The 21,871-nt window shown below is 46.3% G+C and carries 14 protein-coding genes, 16 tRNA genes and 2 pseudogenes; 17 read left to right on the top strand and 15 right to left on the bottom strand.

Annotation, left to right across the window (positions count from 1 at the left end; genetic code table 11):
• Positions 1 to 114: 114 nt before the first annotated feature.
• The 5 genes from CEQ32_RS01195 to CEQ32_RS01175 all read right to left on the bottom strand — a co-directional run bounded on the left by CEQ32_RS01195 (position 115) and on the right by CEQ32_RS01175 (position 5,307).
• Positions 115 to 1,014, bottom strand: a complete 900-nt coding sequence (locus CEQ32_RS01195) for a chemotaxis protein CheV (protein ID WP_069455270.1) — start codon at positions 1,012 to 1,014, stop codon at positions 115 to 117.
• A gap of 135 nt (positions 1,015 to 1,149) precedes the next feature.
• Complete coding sequence (locus CEQ32_RS01190) at positions 1,150 to 1,620, bottom strand: dual specificity protein phosphatase family protein (RefSeq protein WP_069455271.1); 471 nt, start codon at positions 1,618 to 1,620, stop codon at positions 1,150 to 1,152.
• Positions 1,621 to 1,686: 66 nt separating this feature from the next.
• Positions 1,687 to 2,970, bottom strand: coding sequence for a DEAD/DEAH box helicase (locus CEQ32_RS01185; RefSeq protein WP_088585357.1), 1,284 nt, complete (start codon positions 2,968 to 2,970; stop codon positions 1,687 to 1,689).
• A 37-nt stretch (positions 2,971 to 3,007) separates the two neighbouring features.
• Positions 3,008 to 3,574 (bottom strand): methylated-DNA--[protein]-cysteine S-methyltransferase, encoded by a 567-nt coding sequence (locus tag CEQ32_RS01180; RefSeq protein ID WP_088585356.1) that lies wholly within the window; start codon positions 3,572 to 3,574, stop codon positions 3,008 to 3,010.
• Between the two features lie 107 nt (positions 3,575 to 3,681).
• Positions 3,682 to 5,307, bottom strand: coding sequence for a DNA-3-methyladenine glycosylase 2 family protein (locus tag CEQ32_RS01175; protein WP_088585355.1), 1,626 nt, complete (start codon positions 5,305 to 5,307; stop codon positions 3,682 to 3,684).
• Positions 5,308 to 5,489: 182 nt separating this feature from the next.
• Between CEQ32_RS01175 and CEQ32_RS01170 the strand changes: the two genes are divergently transcribed.
• The 4 genes and pseudogenes from CEQ32_RS01170 to CEQ32_RS01155 form a co-directional block, all read left to right on the top strand.
• Positions 5,490 to 7,319 carry an ABC transporter ATP-binding protein gene (locus tag CEQ32_RS01170; protein ID WP_088585354.1) on the top strand — a complete coding sequence of 610 codons (1,830 nt, stop codon included), beginning with the start codon at positions 5,490 to 5,492 and terminating at the stop codon, positions 7,317 to 7,319.
• 272 nt (positions 7,320 to 7,591) lie between these two features.
• A pseudogene (locus tag CEQ32_RS01165) lies at positions 7,592 to 8,344 on the top strand (IS30 family transposase); the annotation flags it as partial.
• A gap of 133 nt (positions 8,345 to 8,477) precedes the next feature.
• On the top strand, positions 8,478 to 10,088 hold the full coding sequence (locus CEQ32_RS01160) for an IS1634-like element ISSpu7 family transposase (protein WP_011787758.1): 1,611 nt from the start codon (positions 8,478 to 8,480) through the stop codon (positions 10,086 to 10,088).
• A gap of 20 nt (positions 10,089 to 10,108) precedes the next feature.
• Positions 10,109 to 10,306: pseudogene (locus CEQ32_RS01155) on the top strand (transposase); the annotation flags it as partial.
• 204 nt (positions 10,307 to 10,510) lie between these two features.
• Here CEQ32_RS01155 and CEQ32_RS01150 read toward each other — a convergent pair.
• From CEQ32_RS01150 to gltX, 10 genes are all read right to left on the bottom strand, one after another.
• Positions 10,511 to 10,586: transfer RNA gene (locus tag CEQ32_RS01150), tRNA-Glu, on the bottom strand.
• 98 nt (positions 10,587 to 10,684) lie between these two features.
• Positions 10,685 to 10,760, bottom strand: a tRNA-Glu gene (locus CEQ32_RS01145).
• 98 nt (positions 10,761 to 10,858) lie between these two features.
• Positions 10,859 to 10,934: transfer RNA gene (locus tag CEQ32_RS01140), tRNA-Glu, on the bottom strand.
• Positions 10,935 to 11,032: 98 nt separating this feature from the next.
• A tRNA-Glu gene (locus tag CEQ32_RS01135) sits at positions 11,033 to 11,108 on the bottom strand.
• A gap of 98 nt (positions 11,109 to 11,206) precedes the next feature.
• Positions 11,207 to 11,282: transfer RNA gene (locus tag CEQ32_RS01130), tRNA-Glu, on the bottom strand.
• Between the two features lie 98 nt (positions 11,283 to 11,380).
• A tRNA-Glu gene (locus CEQ32_RS01125) sits at positions 11,381 to 11,456 on the bottom strand.
• Positions 11,457 to 11,519: 63 nt separating this feature from the next.
• Positions 11,520 to 11,595: transfer RNA gene (locus CEQ32_RS01120), tRNA-Ala, on the bottom strand.
• A 107-nt stretch (positions 11,596 to 11,702) separates the two neighbouring features.
• A tRNA-Glu gene (locus CEQ32_RS01115) sits at positions 11,703 to 11,778 on the bottom strand.
• A 59-nt stretch (positions 11,779 to 11,837) separates the two neighbouring features.
• A tRNA-Ala gene (locus tag CEQ32_RS01110) sits at positions 11,838 to 11,913 on the bottom strand.
• A 104-nt stretch (positions 11,914 to 12,017) separates the two neighbouring features.
• On the bottom strand, positions 12,018 to 13,427 hold the full coding sequence (gene gltX / locus CEQ32_RS01105; RefSeq protein WP_088585353.1) for a glutamate--tRNA ligase: 1,410 nt from the start codon (positions 13,425 to 13,427) through the stop codon (positions 12,018 to 12,020).
• Positions 13,428 to 13,941: 514 nt separating this feature from the next.
• On the opposite strand from gltX, the gene CEQ32_RS01100 reads away from it, so the two are divergent.
• The 13 genes from CEQ32_RS01100 to CEQ32_RS01040 all read left to right on the top strand — a co-directional run bounded on the left by CEQ32_RS01100 (position 13,942) and on the right by CEQ32_RS01040 (position 21,851).
• Positions 13,942 to 14,017, top strand: a tRNA-Val gene (locus tag CEQ32_RS01100).
• Between the two features lie 48 nt (positions 14,018 to 14,065).
• Positions 14,066 to 14,141 (top strand) — tRNA-Val (locus CEQ32_RS01095).
• Positions 14,142 to 14,168: 27 nt separating this feature from the next.
• Positions 14,169 to 14,244: transfer RNA gene (locus CEQ32_RS01090), tRNA-Val, on the top strand.
• A 40-nt stretch (positions 14,245 to 14,284) separates the two neighbouring features.
• A tRNA-Val gene (locus tag CEQ32_RS01085) sits at positions 14,285 to 14,360 on the top strand.
• Between the two features lie 25 nt (positions 14,361 to 14,385).
• Positions 14,386 to 14,461: transfer RNA gene (locus CEQ32_RS01080), tRNA-Val, on the top strand.
• Between the two features lie 25 nt (positions 14,462 to 14,486).
• Positions 14,487 to 14,562 (top strand) — tRNA-Val (locus tag CEQ32_RS01075).
• Positions 14,563 to 14,587: 25 nt separating this feature from the next.
• Positions 14,588 to 14,663, top strand: a tRNA-Val gene (locus CEQ32_RS01070).
• A gap of 150 nt (positions 14,664 to 14,813) precedes the next feature.
• Entirely contained in the window at positions 14,814 to 15,044 is a 231-nt protein-coding gene (locus tag CEQ32_RS01065; protein WP_055647659.1) for a hypothetical protein, read from the top strand.
• 393 nt (positions 15,045 to 15,437) lie between these two features.
• Complete coding sequence (locus CEQ32_RS01060) at positions 15,438 to 16,457, top strand: TRAP transporter substrate-binding protein (RefSeq protein ID WP_055647658.1); 1,020 nt, start codon at positions 15,438 to 15,440, stop codon at positions 16,455 to 16,457.
• 65 nt (positions 16,458 to 16,522) lie between these two features.
• Positions 16,523 to 17,167, top strand: a complete 645-nt coding sequence (locus tag CEQ32_RS01055) for a TRAP transporter small permease (RefSeq protein ID WP_055647657.1) — start codon at positions 16,523 to 16,525, stop codon at positions 17,165 to 17,167.
• Complete coding sequence (locus CEQ32_RS01050) at positions 17,167 to 18,564, top strand: TRAP transporter large permease (protein ID WP_037428311.1); 1,398 nt, start codon at positions 17,167 to 17,169, stop codon at positions 18,562 to 18,564. Before CEQ32_RS01055 ends, CEQ32_RS01050 begins: the two co-directional genes overlap by 1 nt.
• Before the next feature lie 99 nt (positions 18,565 to 18,663).
• The gene (locus CEQ32_RS01045; RefSeq protein WP_069455279.1) at positions 18,664 to 20,475 is read left to right on the top strand and encodes a sensor histidine kinase; all 1,812 of its coding nucleotides are present in this window, start codon (positions 18,664 to 18,666) and stop codon (positions 20,473 to 20,475) included.
• Complete coding sequence (locus CEQ32_RS01040) at positions 20,472 to 21,851, top strand: sigma-54-dependent transcriptional regulator (protein ID WP_055647655.1); 1,380 nt, start codon at positions 20,472 to 20,474, stop codon at positions 21,849 to 21,851. The genes CEQ32_RS01045 and CEQ32_RS01040 overlap by 4 nt, the downstream gene beginning before the upstream one ends.
• Positions 21,852 to 21,871: the final 20 nt, after the last annotated feature.

The raw sequence follows: 21,871 nt of genomic DNA, 5'->3' as shown, positions 1-21,871 counted from the left end.
AATTGAGGCAAATAAGGTTTTATAGGATGTGATGGAACTTGTCTAGCTTTGCAGGGAAATAAGCGAATTAAATTACCCAGTCCCTGCAAAACCCTTACAAAAATCCAACACGCTCTAATTTGACCACTTAGCCGCTAAATCAGCCCCCCGTAGCATAGCTTCCACAAGCTCATGGGCATCAAACTTAGTCAGCGCCTCATTTGCCCCAACTTGATGGGCTTGGCTGACGCTGATTTCGCTCGACAACGAGGTATGGAGAATAATATAAGCATTAGCCAACAGTGGATTATCTCGGACTTCAAATGCCAGCTCATAGCCATCGAGCCCCGGCATTTCGATGTCACTAACTAAAATATCAATCGGGTGACGCTCGGCAGCCGCCTGCTCCATAATAGAGAGCGCTTCTCTTCCATCAGGGGTCACGAAATAGGGAATATTAATACTATCGAGCGCATCGGAAAGTTGCTTACGGGCCACCTTAGAATCATCGACCAACAGAATCCGCATGGGTTTTAACTTCTCCCGCTGCACATCCGTTAGGATTGCTCGATTGGCCTCGGGTGCATCGGGGAACACCTTAGACAGTAACAGCTCCACGTCAAGTAACTGCACTAACTGGTTATCGTAGCGCGTCACCCCAGTTAAAAAGGCATTTCTCCCTAAATTTGCCGATGGCGCTTCAATATCACGCCAATTGCACTCAATAATCTTATCAATGGCGCGCACTAAAAAGCCGATAATCATGCGCTGGCAATCAGTAATGATGATATAGCAATGTTTACGTTCTTCATCACTGATTGGCCGATAACCAATGGCAGCCGCCATATCCACCACAGGGATGGTATGACCACGAATGGTCGCGGCCCCCATGATTGTCGGATGAGATTTAGGGATCTTACTCAGCGGCGTGTAAGGCACTAATTCACGAATTTTGAGCGTGCCTAAAGCAAATACCTGATGTTGAGATAACCGAAAAAGGAGTAGCCCTTGTGACTGATTTGCCTTACTTTTCATGATAAAACTAAGCGCTCACTCAAATTAAACTGCCAGTATATTAACCTTAACATGCCTTAAAAGTGATGACTAAGGTCAAATGTGATCAAATCAGCCAATTACTTTATCTTTGGAACAATCTTCCCTTCCCAAGGGCTAATCCTGCAAAGCATAGAGCACATCGAAGGCAAACTGATCCCACCCCTCAGCGCTAAAAGCGATGTCGCGAATACTACGAACTTGGCTAACGGCATGCAACGGCGCAGCACCATTAACCATAAGGTAATAAGCCATAATGAGCCCAGTACGATCTTTTCCCGAACGGCAATGGATTAACACGGGTAAATCATCGGCTTCACATTGTTGAATAAAGGCTAACGCTCTGGGTAGTTGGGCGACACAAATGGCGATATCCCCCTCCTGTGGCGGCACGTTTCTGGAAAACGGGATACATTCATAACGCAAACCATGGTGCTGAAAACTACCGGGCTCGCAGCCTTCTCCGCCATTAACGGATAACACGGCGCGGATCCCCGATGTTTTAAGCTCTGCTAAATCCCAAGGGTCCTTATTAGGGCCACTGCGGCCCGCGATTTTACCTTCAACTAACCAAAATAAATGCTGCATACTGCCTCTACCAAACCGATTCGAAACAACCTGAAGATATGCTAAGCATAACTCACACCAGAGGAATTAAGACTTTTTACCCCAAAACTCAACATTCGCCACGGGTAACTGTTTACGCTTTTTCTTGCCAGAGCCTTCGGGCTTGGCCTGAGGTTTTTCCTGCGCTAACACATCCAGCGGTATTTCAGCATTGGCTTCAAATCCGGGGATTTGTTCACGCACCAGTTTGATTTTGTTTTTCTTTTCAATCACACCAAAGTGGTGATATTCCTCATGGGAAATTAAAGTCACCGCGAGGCCCGCCTCGCCCGCACGACCGCTACGACCAATACGGTGCATATAATCGGCTGGACTTCTTGGTAAATCAAAGTTAATCACGACGGGGAGTTTATCAATATCAATACCACGGGCTGCGATATCAGTCGCAATTAGCACACTAATGTCACCATTTTTAAACCCATCAAGGACGCGAGTCCGCGCACCTTGAGCTTTATCGCTATGGAAGACTTCGGCGCTAATTCCCCGTTTTGACAACTTTTGCGCGAGGTGGTTACAGGTATTTTTAGCACTGACAAAAATTAACGCCTGTGACCATTGATGCTGTTTAATCAAATGGACCAATAACGCTGTTTTTTGCTCGCGGTTAACGGTTATCACACGCTGAACAATGGTGCTTTCTTGCTCACTTTGCAGATGAAATTCAAGCGGTTGGTGGAGTAATTGGGTCGTTAGCGCGCGCACTTCTTCGGGGAATGTCGCCGAAAACAGTAAGGTTTGTTTTTTGGCAGGGAGCGCCTCAAGCACTTGATTTAATTCATCAGTAAACCCAAGGCTTAACATGCGGTCCGCTTCATCCAGCACTAAGGCCGAGACGCGATTTAACTTAAGCGCATTGCTGGCTAATAAATCCAGTAAACGCCCAGGAGTTGCGACCAACACATCGGCGCCAGCGCGTAAACTTTGCATTTGCAGATTGACAGACACGCCACCAAAGGCCGCAACTATCTTAAGTTGGCCATTAAAATGGGATGCATAGGATAAAAAGCTGTCGGCGACTTGTTGCGCCAATTCGCGCGTAGGCACGAGCACCAAACAACGCACTTGGCCTGCCGACTTATCAGCACTTTTCGCTTCACTCAATCGCTGCAATAACGGCACTGCAAAAGCAGCGGTTTTTCCAGAACCGGTATTCGCCCCTGCTAACACGTCCTGTCCACTGAGTACGGCAGGAATGGTAGCCGCTTGTATCGGAGTGGGAAAAACATAACCCAGCTCAGAGAGTCGATTACATAAGGGGGCAATAATGCCAAGTTCGGCAAAGCTGGCAACGGCGGAAGAAGCTTGGGTCATAAAAAATTACATGGCTCATCAATAACAAATATGACCGCTATTCTAACGTAAAATGCGCGCCCTTGCTTGTCGATTCCAGCATTAACAGTTGCTGTTTCATCGTAAGTCCATAGGCATAACCCGTTAATTGGCCATTTTTACCAATGATACGGTGACAGGGCACAATAATCGCGATGGGATTGGCGCCATTGGCCGCGCCAACTGCTCGAACGGCTTTGGGTCTTGCGATACGCTGGGCAATCTCGCCATAACTGCAACTCTGGCCATAACCGACCTGCACCAAGGCCTGCCACACCTGCTGCTGAAATTCGGTTCCCTTGGGCGCTAAGCTTAAGTGGAACTGGGTTAGCTCACCGCGAAAATAATCCAGAAGCTGCGCCTTTGCCTGATCAATATGACTTTTAGCCCGCGCGAGTTCGTCATCACTTGCGACCTTTAGGGGGATCTCGGTACGACTAGACCCCACAACAGTTAAATGGCTCAATCCGTAGGCATTGGCATTAAGTTGTAGTACGCCCACAGGAGTACTTAAGATATCGACAGCGCAGGGCTGATAATCTTTGGCCGTTGGGGCGCTAATCAGTTGCGATAAATTCGGGCTCATAGTGGTTCTCGTCAACGGCTTTAGTACAGTGTTTTCGTACTGTGTTTCAAATAGTGGCTCTCATATAGAGCCTCGGTACTGAATCAATAAACATGGCCTGTAATGCCCTATGCATTGGACCACAGCAGGAAGGTCAAATAACTCCCCCAAGGGGCGATATCCGCACTTACCCGCTCAACAATCGCTGAATAATCCAGTTGTTTTTGCGCTTCAGTATCCAACCCTGTCTGCTCACCCATAGTCGCCAGTAATTGCTTTTTCACAATTAAATCCGTGTGCAGGAAGATATTTGGATCGCCAAGCCCACGTAATTTGGCATAGGCAATGGTCCAGGGGCCAATGCCTTTTACCCTAATCCAATCATCAGCTGTGGCTTCTGGGTGCTCACAGATAAACGCTGCAAGCGCATTGAGCGCCAGTTTGCGCGCGCCAGGCATTTTAAGCTTATCGAGGCAGGCATGACGGATCACCTGCGGTGTAGGGAACAAGCGATACTCTTGCCCGTTTAAGCTAAAGCGTTCACCATAGGCTTCGACCAATAAATTGAGTAACTTAGTGGCCTGCACTACGCTCACCTGCTGACCTAAAACGGCTCGGCAACCCGCCTCAAATAAAGATCCTGCTCCCGGGATCCTAAGACCTGATTTAGGGATTAACTTAAGATCGGTCAAACGCTGTAGGTTGTGCTCAATCAGCTGCATATCGGCATCGAGATCTAAAATGCGCCGCACTTGGGTGATGAGTTTTTGTAGGCCCGCCAAGGGCGAGTCGGGTGTTAATGTCAGCGTGATTTTAAAGCGATGCAAATGTGCCTCATGGGCGATACGCACCACTGCGCGGATATCCTCAAGTTGCAGGGTGCGACCATACTCAAGTGTATCTTGGGGCATCATGTCGTTGGAGTCATGATTTGCCCCCTCACAAAACCACTCCATTCCCGCCACGGCGCGCAGGCGATAAAAAGCTAACTGCGCCGGCCAATCGAGCGGCGGTCGGTAATACTGATATAGACTCAAACTGTGCGCTGGCATCTCCTGCGGACTAGCCTTATTAGTTCTCTCCCCTTCCTCTAACTTGGCAGTCGACTTCAGACTGGATTTTCTTAACTGTGTGGGCGTTAATTGCAGAGTCTGTTGAAATGCCTCGTTGAAACGGCGAATACTGTTAAAGCCTGCGGCAAGCGCAACCTGAGTGATGGGCAGCTGCGTCTGATGCAACAACTGTTTTGCGAACATTAACTGACGATAGAGTGCAAATTGCTTAGGCGAAGTGCCAAATCCAGAGGTAAATAACTTATTTAGATAACGGCTGCTGATCCCCAGTTTGTCCGCCAAGGCCTCGACCGTTAATCCATGCTCACCCGATAAGGCGCCAGCTTCAATCAAACCTATAGCTCTGTCTAGGGTTGTGCCTGTACCTTTCCACGGATTAGAGCCTGGTGCACTGTCTGGGCGGCAACGTAGGCAAGGCCTCAGCCCCGCCTGTGCGGCTTTAATGGCCGAGTCGAAATAACGTACGTTTTCTTCTTTAGGTGCAACGGCAGGGCACACAGTTCGGCAGTAAATACCCGTACTTAACACGCCCACAAAGAACTTACCGTCAAAACGTGGATCACGGCTGATGCGAGCCTCGCGGCAAATCGTCGCGGATAAGTAGCACTCTTGCAAATCGTTTACTACTGGCACGACTAGTGGTTTAGTGGTTGGTTTTGGACTCACTGCTATCAGCTTCATTTGGCTATCCGACAATCTTATTCACAATTTTGTACTTGTCGGTTACTGTACGTCACCCTATGCTAGCACACTCGCGGAAAACGGAACTGGATCATCGCGTGCTTTTAAAGTGCAAGATCCTATATGCTAGACACCTCGACGTTTTTCCCCATTTACTTTTCTCAATAAAATAGAGTCAATTCATGTTTAAACGATTTGAATCTTGGGTGGAAGCCCTACCGGATGGCGAACCAACCAAGCCTCCCACGGGGGTGTATGCGTTTTGCCGCCACTACACTAAGGGTTATGAATTACCGCTGATATTAATGTCAGTGCTGACGGCCTTCATCGCCATGCTCGAAGTTTCACTCTTTGGCTTTATGGGACAATTAGTCGATTGGTTAGTGAAAAAAAGCCCAGAGACGCTCTATCAGGATGAAGGTTCAACACTGATATTAATGGGTGTAATGGTCCTAGTGGTGATGCCATTATTAGTGCTATTTCATGCACTGATCATGCATCAAACCTTGCTGGGCAATTATCCCATGTCGATCCGCTGGCTTGCGCACCGCTATCTGCTCAAGCAAAGCGTGTCCTTCTATCAGAATGACTTTGCTGGCCGTATTGCCACTAAGGTGATGCAAACCTCCCTTGCGGTGCGTGAAACCGTGATGAAACTCCTCGATGTACTGGTATACATTTTAGTGTACTTCACCTCCATGCTGGTGATGGTGGCCAGTGCCGATGTGCGCCTAGTGGTCCCGATGCTGATTTGGCTAGCGCTCTATATTGGTCTGCAATGGTACTTTGTGCCGCGGCTTAAAACAGTCTCAACCGAACAGGCCGATGCCCGCTCGACGATGACTGGCCGAATTGTTGATAGTTACACCAATATCACCACGGTGAAACTCTTCGCCCATACGGATAAAGAAGCTGATTACGCTAAAGCGAGTATGCGCAGTTTCCTCGACACGGTTTATCGCCAGATGCGCCTCGTCACAGGGATCAGCGTCAGTGTACAAATCATTAACTACTTACTCGCGTTCAGCATTGCCGCCGTATCAATCACGCTCTGGAGTGACAATGCTATCTCGGTGGGTGCAATTGCAATTGCAGTGAGTTTAGCACTGCGCCTCAATGGGATGTCGCAGTGGATCATGTGGGAAATCAGTTCATTATTTGAAAATATTGGTACAGTCACCGATGGGATGAACACCCTTTCCAAGACAACACTCATTCAAGACTCGCCAGATGCAAACACCTTAGTAGTGGAACAAGGTCGGATCGATTTTAATCAGGTGAGCTTTCATTATGGTGAAAATACTGGCGTAATCGACGAACTCAACCTCACGATCAAAGCGGGCGAAAAAGTCGGTCTAGTTGGCCGCTCGGGCGCGGGTAAGTCTACCTTAGTCAATCTGTTAATGCGCTTTTACGATGTTGAGAAAGGCCAAATTTGTATCGATGGACAAGACATTAAGTCCGTCAAACAGGATTCGCTACGTTCACAGATTGGTATGGTCACCCAAGACACTTCCCTACTGCACCGCACGATTCGTGAAAATATTCTGTACGGCAATCCAGGGGCGAGCGAAACCCAACTCGAACATGCGATTAAACAAGCTCAGGCCCATGATTTTATTAATGAACTAACCGACCCTAATGGCAATCATGGTTTAGATGCACAAGTCGGTGAACGCGGCGTGAAACTCTCTGGCGGACAAAGACAACGTATCGCGATTGCTAGGGTGCTATTAAAAAATGCCCCTATTTTACTGCTCGATGAGGCCACTTCTGCCTTGGACTCTGAAGTTGAAGCTGCGATTCAAGAAAGCTTGTACGAATTGATGCAGGGCAAAACCGTAATTGCAATCGCCCATCGATTATCGACTATTGCCGCAATGGATAGATTAATCGTGCTTGATCAAGGTCGGATTGTTGAACAAGGAACCCATCAAGAGCTGATTGCTGCTGGCGGTATCTATGCCCAGTTATGGGCTCACCAAACTGGCGGATTTTTAGGGGTTGAATAGTGCCGAGTTGTAACTTAATGAACTGATTTTAAAGGCGACATTAAGTCGCCTTTTTATTTTGTTCTGCCCCGTCCTAAATAGTGTTGTTGCATACTAACAACGAGACATCGTTCCAAGACTTTATCCCAATATGCAGCAAGCAAGTCTAAACCCAATAGAAACAGAGGCCCGATTTCAGATAATAAGTGCGACATTCATGGAAAGGTGTAGAAGAGGAAGCCAACTGCTAAAAGTGGTACGCTCTTCTCGCCAAAGAAACAAGCAGTACTACCATGAATTATCAGCAGTTGACCGAAGGCAGAAGATACCAGATTTCTGCTCTTTTGGAACGGGGGATTTCAGTTTCTGAGATTGCTAAAACCGTTCAGTGCCATCGCTCCACGGTATATCGGGAGCTTAAACGTGGCAGCAAGGGCAGTCATTATTGCCCAAACGAAGCTCAGGTGTTATCACTCAAAAAACGCACATTAGCGCGTAAATACAGAATACCTCAGGAGCGTGTTGATTTTATCCGCCTCCTTTTAGAAGCGGATTGGAGTCCAGAGCAGATTTCCAGTGTATTAACTAAAGTCGGTGCCGCTGTCAGCTATGAGTGGATCTACCGATTTGTTGCGCAGGATAAACGCTCGGGTGGCAAGTTATATCGCCACTTGAGGCAAGGTCACAAGCGGTATCGTCGCGGTAAAAAAGAGAAAGCACCAGCGATCAAAAATGCGGTTTCTATCGATGATAGGCCAAGCATCGTTGACAGTAAGGAGCGATTTGGTGATTGGGAAATCGACACCGTATTAGGCAAGCACGGCACGGGGGCGATGGTGACTATTTTAGAGCGTAAAACACGATTTTACTTGGTGAAGAAAGTGCCATCCAAGTCAGCGGATGATGTCACTAGAGCAACCATAGAGCTACTCATGCCTTACAAGGAGCATGTCCATACCATCACGGCAGATAACGGGAGAGAGTTTGCAGGCCATGAAACCATCGCAAAGGAGTTGGAGGCTGATGTTTACTTTGCCCACCCTTATAGCCGTCATTCCGCAGCTAATTCCAGAATTTAAATAGTGTGATCTGGCGATCAGCTTTTCATAAAAACTACGACACCATCTTGACCGCGATCGACAGTTTTGATCTATTACTGCTATTTGACGGTCTCAAAATATGTCTACCCATCCTGTTATTAAACGCTTAGATCACCTTGGTCTCATTGCCGCCTTTTGTCACGAAATTGGCCTGCCACGGATGATAGATGCCGTTATCCCAAAATATTCTGACCACAATGTTTCTCATGGTGACGCGGTATTGGCCATGCTCCTAAATGGACTTGGCTTTCATAGCAGAACACTGCACATGTTCTCGGACTTTTTTAAGACCAAGCCTGTATCTAAGCTACTCGCCAAAGACATTGAAGCACACCACCTGACTGATGATGTACTAGGCCGCACATTAGATGCTCTATACGAAGCCGATGTCTCAGCGCTCTATCAGGTTATTGCTGAGCGTGTTGTTGATAAACTGGGCTTGACGACCGATTCTGTTCATCTTGATATCACTAGCTTCCACGTTGATGGTGAGTATGCACAAGATGAAAACACCAACGTGATTAAGCTTGTAAGAGGTTATAGTCGGGATCATAGGCCAGAGCTTAACCAAGTCGTGCTTGAACTCATCTGTGAAAACCAAGCAGGTATTCCTGTTTACATGCAAGCACTGAGTGGTAACACCAATGATGCCAAGGCATTCGCTGAAGTCACTAAAAGACACATACATTGCCTAAAAGCCGCGCAAAATAGTCGTTACTTTATCGCTGATGCCGCTTTGTACACCGAAGAAAGCATCTCCTCGCTAGATGAGCAAAATCAAAAATTCATTACCCGTGTCCCCATGACCATCAAGCTCGCAAAACAAGCACTACTTGCGCTAGAGCCAGAGCAATTAAGCACTATCGGTCATGGCTACTCAGGATGTTGGATAGACTCGGATTACGGAAAGGTCAATCAACGTTGGTTGCTCGTTCACAGTGAACAGGCCACCAAGCGGGAAGAAATCACTTTCTTCAAGAACTTAGAGAAAAACATAGCAAAAGAAATCAAAGCGTTGGAAAAGCTAAGTAAAAAACCATTCGCTTGTGAAGTTGACGCAGAATTAGCGTTTAACGATTTCAAGAAACAATGTGACTTACTTGGGTTTGAACAAGGCACTCTCATCAAACAGCCGACTTACTCTCATTCGGGCCGCCCAAAGACAGATGAAGCACCGACAGGATACCAATACTTTATCGAAGCCGCCCCCTTCACCGACCTAGAAAAAGTAAAACTGGCTAAGCTCAAAGTAGGCATGTTTATCCTCGCGACGAATGACACCGACAATGAAGCACTCACCATGGCGGCTCTTCTAGCACATTACAAATCGCAACAAAAAGTCGAGCGCGGCTTCCGTTTTCTAAAAAGCCCTGAGTTTTTAACCTCTTCCATCTTCTTGAAAAAGCCTGAGCGCATTGAAGCGTTGCTAATGATAATGACGTTGAGCTTGCTTGTTTACGCTAGTTTAGAACACAAAATCAGAGAACAACTCGCACAAACCGAAGCGTTCTTCCCAAGTATGGTAAAGAACAAGACGACCTCCAGACCGACGGCACGTTGGGTCTTCTTGCAATTCGAAGGCATAGATACGCTAGAGATTAACGGCCAAAGGTTCATCACTGGACTTCAAGATCACCAAACACAACTACTCAAATTACTCGGTAGATTCTATGAGGTAGTTTATTCCTAAATTAGCTGCGGAATGTCGGTTATAGTTCTTGGGAGCGTGGAGCCAATGAGAATGCTAACGGTCTTTTAAGGCAATATGTGAAGAAAGGAACCGACCTAACAACGGTAACAGACAGTGATATTGAATTCGCTTTATCACGGATAAATTATCGACCGAAAAAGTGTTTAGATTTCAAGCAACCAGCGATTGTCTTTAAAGAAATGGTATTGGCTGCTTGATATTGGCGAGTGTCGCACTTCGCAGTTGAATTCGGGGAAAACCAATAAACGTTGTGGCTTGTGGCTTGTGGCTTGTGGCTTGTGGCTTGTGGCTTGTGGCTTGTGGCTTGTGGCTTGTGGCACGATAAAATAATAGATACAAAAAAACCATCTTTCGATGGTTTATTGTCTTCAACTAACGTTAGCGATTAACTTTAGTTGAGGTGGTATCCCCTAGGGGATTCGAACCCCTGTTACCGCCGTGAAAGGGCGGTGTCCTAGGCCTCTAGACGAAGGGGACACAAGGACTTATGTTTTTCCTCATAACTGAGATCTTGCGATTTATCTCAAACAACTCGTTGGTCATTTGCGATGCGCTCTATCTTATTAGGGATAGAGTGGTATCCCCTAGGGGATTCGAACCCCTGTTACCGCCGTGAAAGGGCGGTGTCCTAGGCCTCTAGACGAAGGGGACACAAGGACTTATGTTTTTCCTCATAACTGAGGTCTTACGATTTATCTCAAACAACTCGTTAGTCATTTGTGATGCACCCTATCTTATTAGGGATAGAGTGGTATCCCCTAGGGGATTCGAACCCCTGTTACCGCCGTGAAAGGGCGGTGTCCTAGGCCTCTAGACGAAGGGGACACAAGGACTTATGTTTTTCCTCATAACTGAGGTCTTGCGATTTATCTCAAACAACTCGTTAGTCATTTGCGATGCGCTCTATCTTATTAGGGATAGAGTGGTATCCCCTAGGGGATTCGAACCCCTGTTACCGCCGTGAAAGGGCGGTGTCCTAGGCCTCTAGACGAAGGGGACACAAGGACTTATGTTTTTCCTCATAACTGAGGTCTTGCGATTTATCTCAAATAACTCGTTAGTCATTTGTGATGCACTCTATCTTATTAGGGATAGAGTGGTATCCCCTAGGGGATTCGAACCCCTGTTACCGCCGTGAAAGGGCGGTGTCCTAGGCCTCTAGACGAAGGGGACACAAGGACTTATGTTTTTCCTCATAACTGAGGTCTTGCGATTTATCTCAAATAACTCGTTAGTCATTTGTGATGCACTCTATCTTATTAGGGATAGAGTGGTATCCCCTAGGGGATTCGAACCCCTGTTACCGCCGTGAAAGGGCGGTGTCCTAGGCCTCTAGACGAAGGGGACACAAGGACATATTAATTTGACAACTATTATGACTAACAGTGCTCTCGCTTAATATGGCGAAATTGGTGGAGCTAGACGGGATCGAACCGTCGACCTCTTGCATGCCATGCAAGCGCTCTCCCAGCTGAGCTATAGCCCCAAACTCTTTCGACAAAACTGAAACTCAGTATATCGCAGAAATTTAGATTTGTTCTTACCAGACAACTCGTTAGCTATTTGGTAGGAGCACTATGTCGTAAAACATAGTGGTATCCCCTAGGGGATTCGAACCCCTGTTACCGCCGTGAAAGGGCGGTGTCCTAGGCCTCTAGACGAAGGGGACACAAGGACATATTAATTTGAATTTCGTTAAAAACTCTCGCTTAATATCGGCGGTAAGTTTGGTGGAGCTAGACGGGATCGAACCGTCGACCTCTTGCATGCCATGCAAGCGCTCTCCCAGCTGAGCTATAGCCCCAAACTTATTAAACCACATTTAAGTGCACTACAAGCATTTGCTCGTCTGTGTCTCAACTGCGAGGCGCATTCTATGCAGCGCACCTAAATGTGTCAACTCGTTTTTTAGGAATTTATTCTATCTGCTACAAATTCAATCGCTTTGGATATTCTTTGCTCAGAGCGTGCCTTTCCTATTAAGAATAAGGTGATATCTAAGCCTGGAGACTGCCCTGCTCCGGTCACAGCGACACGTAATGGCATCCCCACTTTACCCATACCTACTTCTAATTCAGCAGCGGTGGCTTCAATCGCTTGGTGGATACCTTCAACGGTCCATTCCGGTAATGCCGCTAGCTTTTGTTGCACTAATTGTAATGGCTCAAGCGCCACACCACGTAAATGCTTTTTCGCCTGCTCGGCATCGAACTCTGCAAAATCCTCATAGAAGTAACGGCTAGATGCAGCTAACTCTTTTAACGTTTTGGCACGTTCAGCTAATGCTGTCACTACAGCTGATAAAGCTGGACCATTTGACGTATCAATCTTTTGATCGTCCATATGCCATTGTAAGTGGGAAGCCACATATTCAGGATCAAGCGTCTTAATATAGTGTTGGTTTAACCAAACCAGTTTTTCGGTATTAAAGGCTGAAGGGGCTTTGTTAATATCATCTAACTTAAAGTACTGCTTCATTTCCTCTAAAGAGAACACTTCTTGGTCGCCATGTGACCAACCTAAACGTACTAAATAGTTAAGCAGTGCTTCAGGCAGATAACCATCATCACGGTATTGCATCACGCTTACCGCACCATGGCGCTTAGACAGCTTGGCACCATCATCCCCTAAGATCATCGATACGTGGGCGTATTCAGGAATAGGTGCACCCAATGCTTTAAGGATGTTGATTTGGCGTGGCGTGTTGTTGATATGGTCTTCACCACGCACTACACAGGTAATCCCCATATCCCAATCGTCTACCACTACACAGAAGTTATAGGTAGGTACACCATCGGTACGAGCAATGATCAGATCATCTAACGCGTCGTTTGAGAATTCGATACGGCCACGAACATGGTCATCAAATACGACTGAACCACCGATAGGGTTTTTAAAACGTACAACAAAAGGCTCATCAGTATCACGCGCCGGCAAGTCACGGCAGCAACCATCGTATTTTTGTGCTTCGCCATTTGCCGCTTGTGCTTCTCTTAACGCATCGATACGTTCACGCGAGCAATAACATTTATAAGCTGTGCCCTGCTCTAACATTTGCGTGATGATTTCGTTATAACGATCAAAACGCTTAGTTTGATAGTACGGGCCCTCATCCCACGTTAGACCTAACCAGTTCATGCCCTCTAAAATGGCATCACAAGCGGCCTGAGTAGAACGCTCAATATCCGTATCTTCGATACGTAAAACAAACTCACCGTTATTGGCACGGGCTTGTAACCAAGAATAAAGTGCAGTACGGGCACCGCCCACGTGCAAAAAGCCTGTTGGGCTAGGGGCAAAACGCGTCTTAGTTGTCATAGTGGGACACTAACCTATATAAAGTCGTCTAGATAAAGACAATCACGATAAAAAGTGGGCTTATTCTAGCAGCCTAAGTCTGCGCTGCAAATGGAACATAACCGCTGATAATACAGATAACACAAAAGTCGATGTATTAATTCGATATAGATATCGCTAGCTGACCAATCATAATAGAAACTAAACGCGCTCACTCACCTCGACTCAGGATCATAAAGATATAACAGCACCGTTAAACTCATGCCCTATAACCGACCTAAAAATCCATCGTCTCGTCGATAAAGAAAACCTGATAAAGTTTAGTGGTTATTTGCGCGGTAACATTCACTATGGGCTGACATACAAAGCTTACTTAAATCACTCAATCTTAAATTGCCCAATAAAGTAACACTTTAAATGAGCGCATGATTAACATTAAGTCAATGCGAACAAAAATAGCGCGACCAATGCTTTTTTCATTAAAAAGCGTTGACACCCGATCGAACCTCCCTATAATACGGCTCCACACAGCAGAGGTCGCTTAGCTCAGCTGGGAGAGCACCTCCCTTACAAGGAGGGGGTCACTGGTTCGATCCCAGTAGCGACTACCATGTGTTAAATGCAAATTTAATCATGGTTTACATGTTTTTATATACCCGGGTCGCTTAGCTCAGCCGGGAGAGCACCTCCCTTACAAGGAGGGGGTCACTGGTTCGATCCCAGTAGCGACCACCATATAACCTCACTGTGTAGTCATTCCCAGGTCGCTTAGCTCAGCTGGGAGAGCACCTCCCTTACAAGGAGGGGGTCACTGGTTCGATCCCAGTAGCGACCACCATATTTGTGAATGACATAAAAATTTGTATTGAAAGAATTCCGGTCGCTTAGCTCAGCCGGGAGAGCACCTCCCTTACAAGGAGGGGGTCACTGGTTCGATCCCAGTAGCGACCACCATATTCTTCATTACTAATTTACCCCGGGTCGCTTAGCTCAGCCGGGAGAGCACCTCCCTTACAAGGAGGGGGTCACTGGTTCGATCCCAGTAGCGACCACCATATTCTGCACTACTGATTTACCCCGGGTCGCTTAGCTCAGCCGGGAGAGCACCTCCCTTACAAGGAGGGGGTCACTGGTTCGATCCCAGTAGCGACCACCATATTCTGCACTACTGATTTACCCCGGGTCGCTTAGCTCAGCCGGGAGAGCACCTCCCTTACAAGGAGGGGGTCACTGTTTCGATCCCAGTAGCGACCACCATATTTACCTCAAAAACTTTACCGCCTTAGTATCTCAACTATGCTTGTTCTAAATCAGCATGACGTTAATTGAGTCCATTACTTAGCATTTACCCTAATTTTGGCTAAAACGCGCTGATTCATTGTCTTGAGCAATTTGGAGATCAGCACTATGGCTAGCGTCAGTCAATCCGCATCCCTCACCAATATCGCCGCTTATCTTAAACATACTCATTCCTGTGACGAGCAAACAGCCTTAAGAGAAGCCCGTGAGGTCATGCAAAACCTTCTGAGTATGCGCCAAAAAGGGTTTATTACTGGCTGGTATTTCGATGAACGTGGACATTTGGAGTTACTCCCAAGTGATGAAATCTTAAAACGAATAGGCGAAGATCATGGCTGACCGTCACTGTGCTTCATCTTAACCATGTCACCGTCTCCCTACTCTACAGTCATTTTTCAAACCATTTTTGATCAAAAAGCAACTTATTTTGCTCAGTTAACCATCAAGCTAAAAACCTCAGCTCATACCCCACAAAATGCAGTTTGGGTGGATTTCCCCCCATAGGTAAAATCAACGTGAGCGAGATCTCACCCACAAAACTAAAAGTGTGACAAACATCAAATGAACTACACTTTATTAACCAAACACTTACAGAATCCATCGTAAGTTGGCGTGGTATTTGCCTTTAATAAGACAGACCTCAGGGAAATCAAGGCTGTATTCCTACTCACACTTGGTAACAAACTAACCAAGGCTGAGGACAAATCCTAACAACAGAAAAAGGAACTCAAAATGACATTGAATCAACAAACTGGATTGACCCGTCCACTCAAAACCTTAGTCAAAATGCTCGCCGTTGCCTCCGTATTCGCAACCAGCTTTAACGTATTTGCAGAACCGATTGAAATTAAGTTTTCACACGTTGTGGCAGAAAATACGCCCAAAGGCCAAATGGCACTGAAGTTTAAAGAACTCGTTGAGCAACGTTTACCGGGTGAATACAAGGTCAGTGTATTTCCTAACTCACAGTTATTTGGGGATAACAACGAGTTAGCAGCACTATTGCTAAACGATGTGCAATTTGTAGCACCTTCACTCTCAAAATTTGAACGTTACACCAAACGCTTACAAGTTTTCGACTTACCTTTCCTGTTCAATGACATGGATGCAGTAAACCGTTTCCAACAGGGTGAAGCAGGTCAAACACTACTCAACTCAATGAGCCGTAAAGGGATTGTGGGTTTAGGCTATTTACACAATGGTATGAAGCAGTTTTCTGCAAACGCACCACTCAAGCAACCTTCAGATGCTAAAGGCTTAAAATTCCGTGTAATGGCATCTGACGTATTAGCCGCACAGTTTGATGCAGTTGGCGCTATCCCCGTGAAAAAACCATTCTCTGAAGTGTTCACCCTGCTACAAACCCGCGCGATTGACGGTCAAGAAAACACTTGGTCTAACACTTACTCACAAAAATTCTATGAAGTTCAAAGCCATATTACAGAAAGTAACCATGGCGTATTGGATTACATGGTCGTGACCTCTGATGCCTTCTGGAAAAGCTTACCTGCGGACAAACGTAAAGTGATCAAAGAAGCATTAGACGAATCTATCGCTTTAGGTAACAAAATCGCTGCAGAAAAAGATAACGAAGACAAGCAATTAATTCTTGATTCAAAACGTTCTCAATTGGTGACCTTAACCCCAGCAGAACGTCAACAATGGGTTGATGTGATGAAACCAGTATGGGCTAAGTTTGAAGACCAAGTCGGTAAAGATGTGATTGAAGCCGCTGTTGCTGCAAATAAATAATAATGAAATAAGCCGCTTAATCTCATTTTGAGGTTAAGCGGTATTTAAGCGAGGGGAGTACAGCTGTGATATCGCGAATTTTTGGTTACTTTGAAGAAGGGGTGCTCAATCTCTTGATCACCTTAATGACACTCTTAGTGTTTACAGAGGTAGTGGCACGGTTTTTCTTCAATACCGGTTTCTTATGGATCCAAGAACTCACCTTAACCATGTGTGGTTGGTTTGTACTCTTTGGTATGTCCTATGGGGTGAAAGTCGGCGCTCACATCGGTGTTGATGCGTTTGTAAAAAATCTACCACCTAAAGCTAAAAAGCTCACATCTCTAGTGACAGCATTGATTTGCTTGGCTTATTGCGGACTATTTCTAAAAGGTAGCTGGCAATATCTGTCGCAGATGTACCAAATTGGCGTTCCGATGGAAGATATTCATTTCCCTAAGTTTTTGTTAAACAGCTTAGATCCTGACTTTGCTTGGAACACATTAAAAATTGATATTGAAGACGGCGCTGTGCCAATTTGGTTATCCCAAAGCATTCTATTGATTGGTTTTAGCATGTTGACTTGGCGTTTCTTAGAACTGTTTATCGCTATCCTGCGCAACCAAGTATCTGGGTTCCAATTTGCCGATGAAGCGAAAGAAAGCATGCATTTAATTGATGAAGCTGCTCAGCACGCACAACAAGAAACAGACAATAAGGAAGCGAAGTAATGGCCATTGCGACCCTCTTTACTGCCCTACTCGTCTGTATGTTTTTAGGTATGCCTATCGCAATTGCGTTAGGTTTCTCGAGCATGCTGACGATTTTATTCTTTTCCAACGATTCCCTCGCCTCTGTGGCATTAAAACTTTATGAGTCATCGTCAGAGCACTATACCCTGCTGGCGATCCCTTTCTTTATTCTGTCCTCGGCTTTCCTATCAACCGGTGGCGTGGCAAGGCGGATCATCGACTTTGCAATGGATAGTATCGGCCATATCCGTGGCGGTTTAGCCATGGCCTCTGTGATGGCCTGTATGTTATTTGCCGCGGTTTCAGGTTCTTCCCCAGCGACAGTAGCCGCAATTGGCTCAATTGTTATCGTTGGCATGGTAAAAGCAGGTTATCCCGAAAAGTTTGCTTCAGGGGTAATTACCACCTCTGGCACTTTAGGGATTTTGATCCCACCTTCAATCGTGATGCTAGTATATGCAGCGGCGACAGAAGTCTCTGCGGCTAAAATGTTCATGGCGGGTTTAATTCCAGGCTTAATGATGGGTTTCCTACTGATGATAGTGATTTATATCGTCGCCCGTTTTAAGAATCTGCCATCACGTCCCTTCCCTGGCTTTAAGCAACTGGGAATTTCAAGTGCCAAAGCCTTAGGCGGTCTGGCGCTGATCTTTATCGTGTTAGGTTCAATCTACGGCGGTGTAGCCAGCCCAACTGAAGCCTCTGCCGTGGCTTGTATGTATGCATACTTTATTGCGGTATTTGGATATCGTGATATTGGTCCATTGAAAAATGTCGCATGGCGTAACCCTAATGAAGCCATCCCAAGCGCGATCGCTCGTAACTTAGGTCATATGGTGCTGGGGCTGATAAAAACTCCAATCGACAAAGAAATTCGCCATGTGGTGCGTGATGGTGCCAAGGTCAGCATCATGCTGCTGTTTATTATTGCCAACGCCATGTTGTTTGCACACGTGCTCACCACTGAACGTATTCCCCATATTATTGCCGAGTATATTGTGGGGATGGGGCTACCCGCTTGGGGCTTCTTAATCATTGTTAACTTACTGTTGTTAGCGGCGGGTAACTTTATGGAGCCATCAGCAATCGTGTTAATTATGGCGCCAATTCTATTTCCGATTGCTACTCAACTTGGTATTGATCCTATCCACTTAGGCATCATTATGGTGGTCAACATGGAGATTGGTATGCTAACGCCGCCTGTTGGGCTTAACCTCTTTGTGACTGCGGGGATCACTGGCCGCAGCATTGGTTGGGTGATCCAATCCGTACTGCCATGGTTAGCACTGATGTTGGCCTTCCTGGCGCTGATCACCTACGTGCCACAAATCTCGCTATTCTTGCCAGAATTACTGGATAAGCTTAATGGATATTAATCTTCAGGAATAAAGATTATTCCTTGATTCTAGATAGTTTTTAAGCGAGCCTACTCAGGCTCGCTTTGTTTTATTCAGTGTGGATCAGGATCGCCTGCTATGTTGCCCATGACGCCTAAAGCCAAAAAACGTCTATTCATGACCATAGTGCTACTTGCGGGTTTGTTTGCCATCTTAAAATTAACGTACTGGGTGCATTTTTATCAGGGAAAAATAGACATCCAACAACAATCTGAGAAACAACTCAAAGAGCTAGTCAGCTTCTTAGATGGCGCCCTGTCACGCTATGAAAGCATCCCTCATGTACTCTCAACCAATCCCATGCTCGCCAATGTGCTCAACGATCAACAAAATGCCAAGAAGGTGCAAGAGCTCAACCTGTATTTAGAGGAAATTCAGCATGTGACAGAGGCGTCTGATATTTATCTTATCGATGCCCTCGGCATTGCAGTCGCAGCCAGCAACTGGCAACAGCCCTTTTCATTTATCGGCAAAGACTACTCCTTCAGACCCTATTACACCGATGCGATTTCGGGCAATTTAGGCCGCTACTATGCGGTGGGCACTAGCTCGGATAAACGCGGTTTTTACTTTTCTTATCCTATTTATCAGCAAGGCGAAAAAGGCATTCTGGGTGCCATTATTGTAAAAGTGGATATCGCCGATATTGAACAGCAAAGCACCAGTATTGCAATGGCTGGCCAATACCAATTTTTAATCAGCGATCCCGACGATATCGTGTTTATTTCAAGTGTGGATGAATGGCGCTTAACCTCACTCACACCACTGACTCAGGCCAAACAATATGCCTTAAATGCCTCAAAGCGTTACGCCGAACGCCCGATAGGTGAACTATTAATAAAACCGCAATATCAAGAAAATAGCCTCAGCAGCGGCCATATCTACCAAATCCGCCAAGGCAATAATCAAGCGCAATATATGGATACCCACCATTTGATGACTAAAGCGGGTTGGCGAGTACATATTCTTGCACCATTAAAACCGCTACATGACTCTTTACCCGCACTGATGCTGCTATCGGCATCTATCTACTTGCTGCTTGCCTTAGGTTTACTCTTTAGCAGCGAGCGGCGCCGTAACTTGCAGCGTATGCAATTAGCACAAAGTTTGTTAGAGCAACGGGTCGAGGAGCGTACCCAAGATCTGCAGCAGGCAAATGATCGTCTAAAAGATACCCAAGATGAACTGATCCAAGCCGCTAAGCTGACCGTGATTGGTAGTTTATCCGCCAGTATCAATCATGAGCTTAATCAGCCCTTAGCGGCCCTTCGCAGCTACGCGCAAAATACTCAAACTTTCCTTGCCCGCAATATGCAAGATAAGGCACTGGATAACCTGAAAATTATTATTGAGCTGACCGACCGCTTAGCCGATATTGTTGGGCAATTTAAAAGCTTTACCCGTAAGAGCAAAGGTGCGGATAGTGCCACCGATCTTAAGGGCTGTATAAAACAAGCTCTGACCATAGTGCAGCCCGAAATCGACAAACAAGGGGTTGAACTCGATGTATTGCTACCTGAAGGCCAATATCAGGTTTGGGGCGACAAAGTGCGCCTGCAGCAAGTGTTTGTCAATATTATGAGCAATGCGGTAGTCGCTATGCAGCAATCTCCAAAACGTACACTGAGTATTAGGGTAAACTGCCAAGACAAGTTCTGTATCAGTATTCAAGATTCTGGCCCTGGAGTACGCGAAAGCCAAATGGAGAAAATTTTTGAGCCTTATTTTACCACTAGCGAGCGTACAGGACTTGGCCTAGGTTTATCCATTTCCCAGCGCATTATTGAGTCTATGCAGGGGCAGATTAATGTTGCCAATGCCGAGGACGGCGGCGCTATTTTCCACATTATTTTACCGATTTATTTAGCTGAGGAACGCCAGTCATCATGAGTCTTCCCAATTCAATTCAAGACTATAGCGTACTGATCATCGACGATGAGCCCCATATTGGCACAGTCCTGGTACAACTGTTTGAGCTTGAAGGCATCAAAGCCTTTGCCACCACCGATCCTAAAGGCATTGCTAAACTCCTTGATAGAGACTGGGCAGGTGTGGTGATTTCAGATGTGAATATGCCGCAACTCGATGGCATCAGCCTAATGCAGCAAATTCGCCAGCAAGATCCCGATTTACCCGTCGTACTACTCACTGGCTTTGGCGATATCGCTATGGCAGTCAATGCGTTAAAGCAAGGTGCCTACGATTTTCTCGAAAAACCCTTTAACAACGAGCATATGTTAGATGTGGTGAAACGTGCCTTGGATAAACGCAGCCTCACCCTCGAAAACCGCAAGTTAAAGAAAGAGTTAGAAAGCCATAACGTGCCAGGGCCGAGAATATTAGGCCACAGCGTCGGCATTTTGCGTATGCGCCATATTATCGACCAAGTTATCGACACCCCCGCAGATGTGCTTATCGAAGGTGAAACTGGCACGGGTAAAGAATTGGTCGCCCGCTATCTGCATGACCACAGTAGTCGCAATCAGGCCAACTTTGTCGCTATTAACTGCGGCGCAATTCCTGAAAATTTAATTGAGAGCGAACTCTTTGGTGCCGAAGCCGGCGCGTTTACCGGCGTCGATAAGCTACGGATAGGTAAGTTTGAGTACGCTAATGGCGGCACACTCTTTTTAGATGAAATCGAAAGTACACCGCTGTCGTTACAAGTCAAACTGCTGCGGGTGCTCGAAGATCGCAAGGTCGAACGCCTAGGCTCCAATAAAAGCATCCATTTGGAGATTCGGGTGATTGCCGCCACTAAAGTGGATTTAAAGTCCCTATGTGACACAGGGGAATTCCGCCAAGACTTGCTCTATCGCTTGAATCTGGTGACTGTGCCAATTCCACCACTCCGGGATCGCCGCGAAGATATCCCTTTATTGTTCTTACATTTTGCTCGTATGGCATCAGCGCGCTATCACAAGGCCTTGATTGCCCTCAATGCCGAGCAAAATGCCATCCTTACCTCCCACGATTGGCCGGGTAATGTGCGCGAACTTAGAAATCTGGCAGAGCGTTATGTGTTACTCGGTGGTGAAGCCGCCTTCGCTGGCAGCTTAGGTAATGCACCGAGTCTGCATACCAGTATGTCCTTACTGCAACGGGTTGAGTTTTTTGAGCGAGTCTTGATTGAAGAGGCCTTAAGTCATAACAAGGGCAGTATTAAGCAAACCATGGAACAACTCGAACTGCCCCGCAAAACCTTGTACGACAAGATGCGTAAGTACGATTTAGACCGCAAGCAATATATCAACGCCGACGAATAAGCTTGTCGGTGCCAATAAAA

This window comes from Shewanella sp. FDAARGOS_354, assembly GCF_002209245.2.
Taxonomy (GTDB): Bacteria; Pseudomonadota; Gammaproteobacteria; order Enterobacterales; family Shewanellaceae; genus Shewanella; species Shewanella xiamenensis.
Note: the sequence above shows the minus strand (reverse complement) of the source record. Positions and strands in the feature narration are given on the sequence as shown.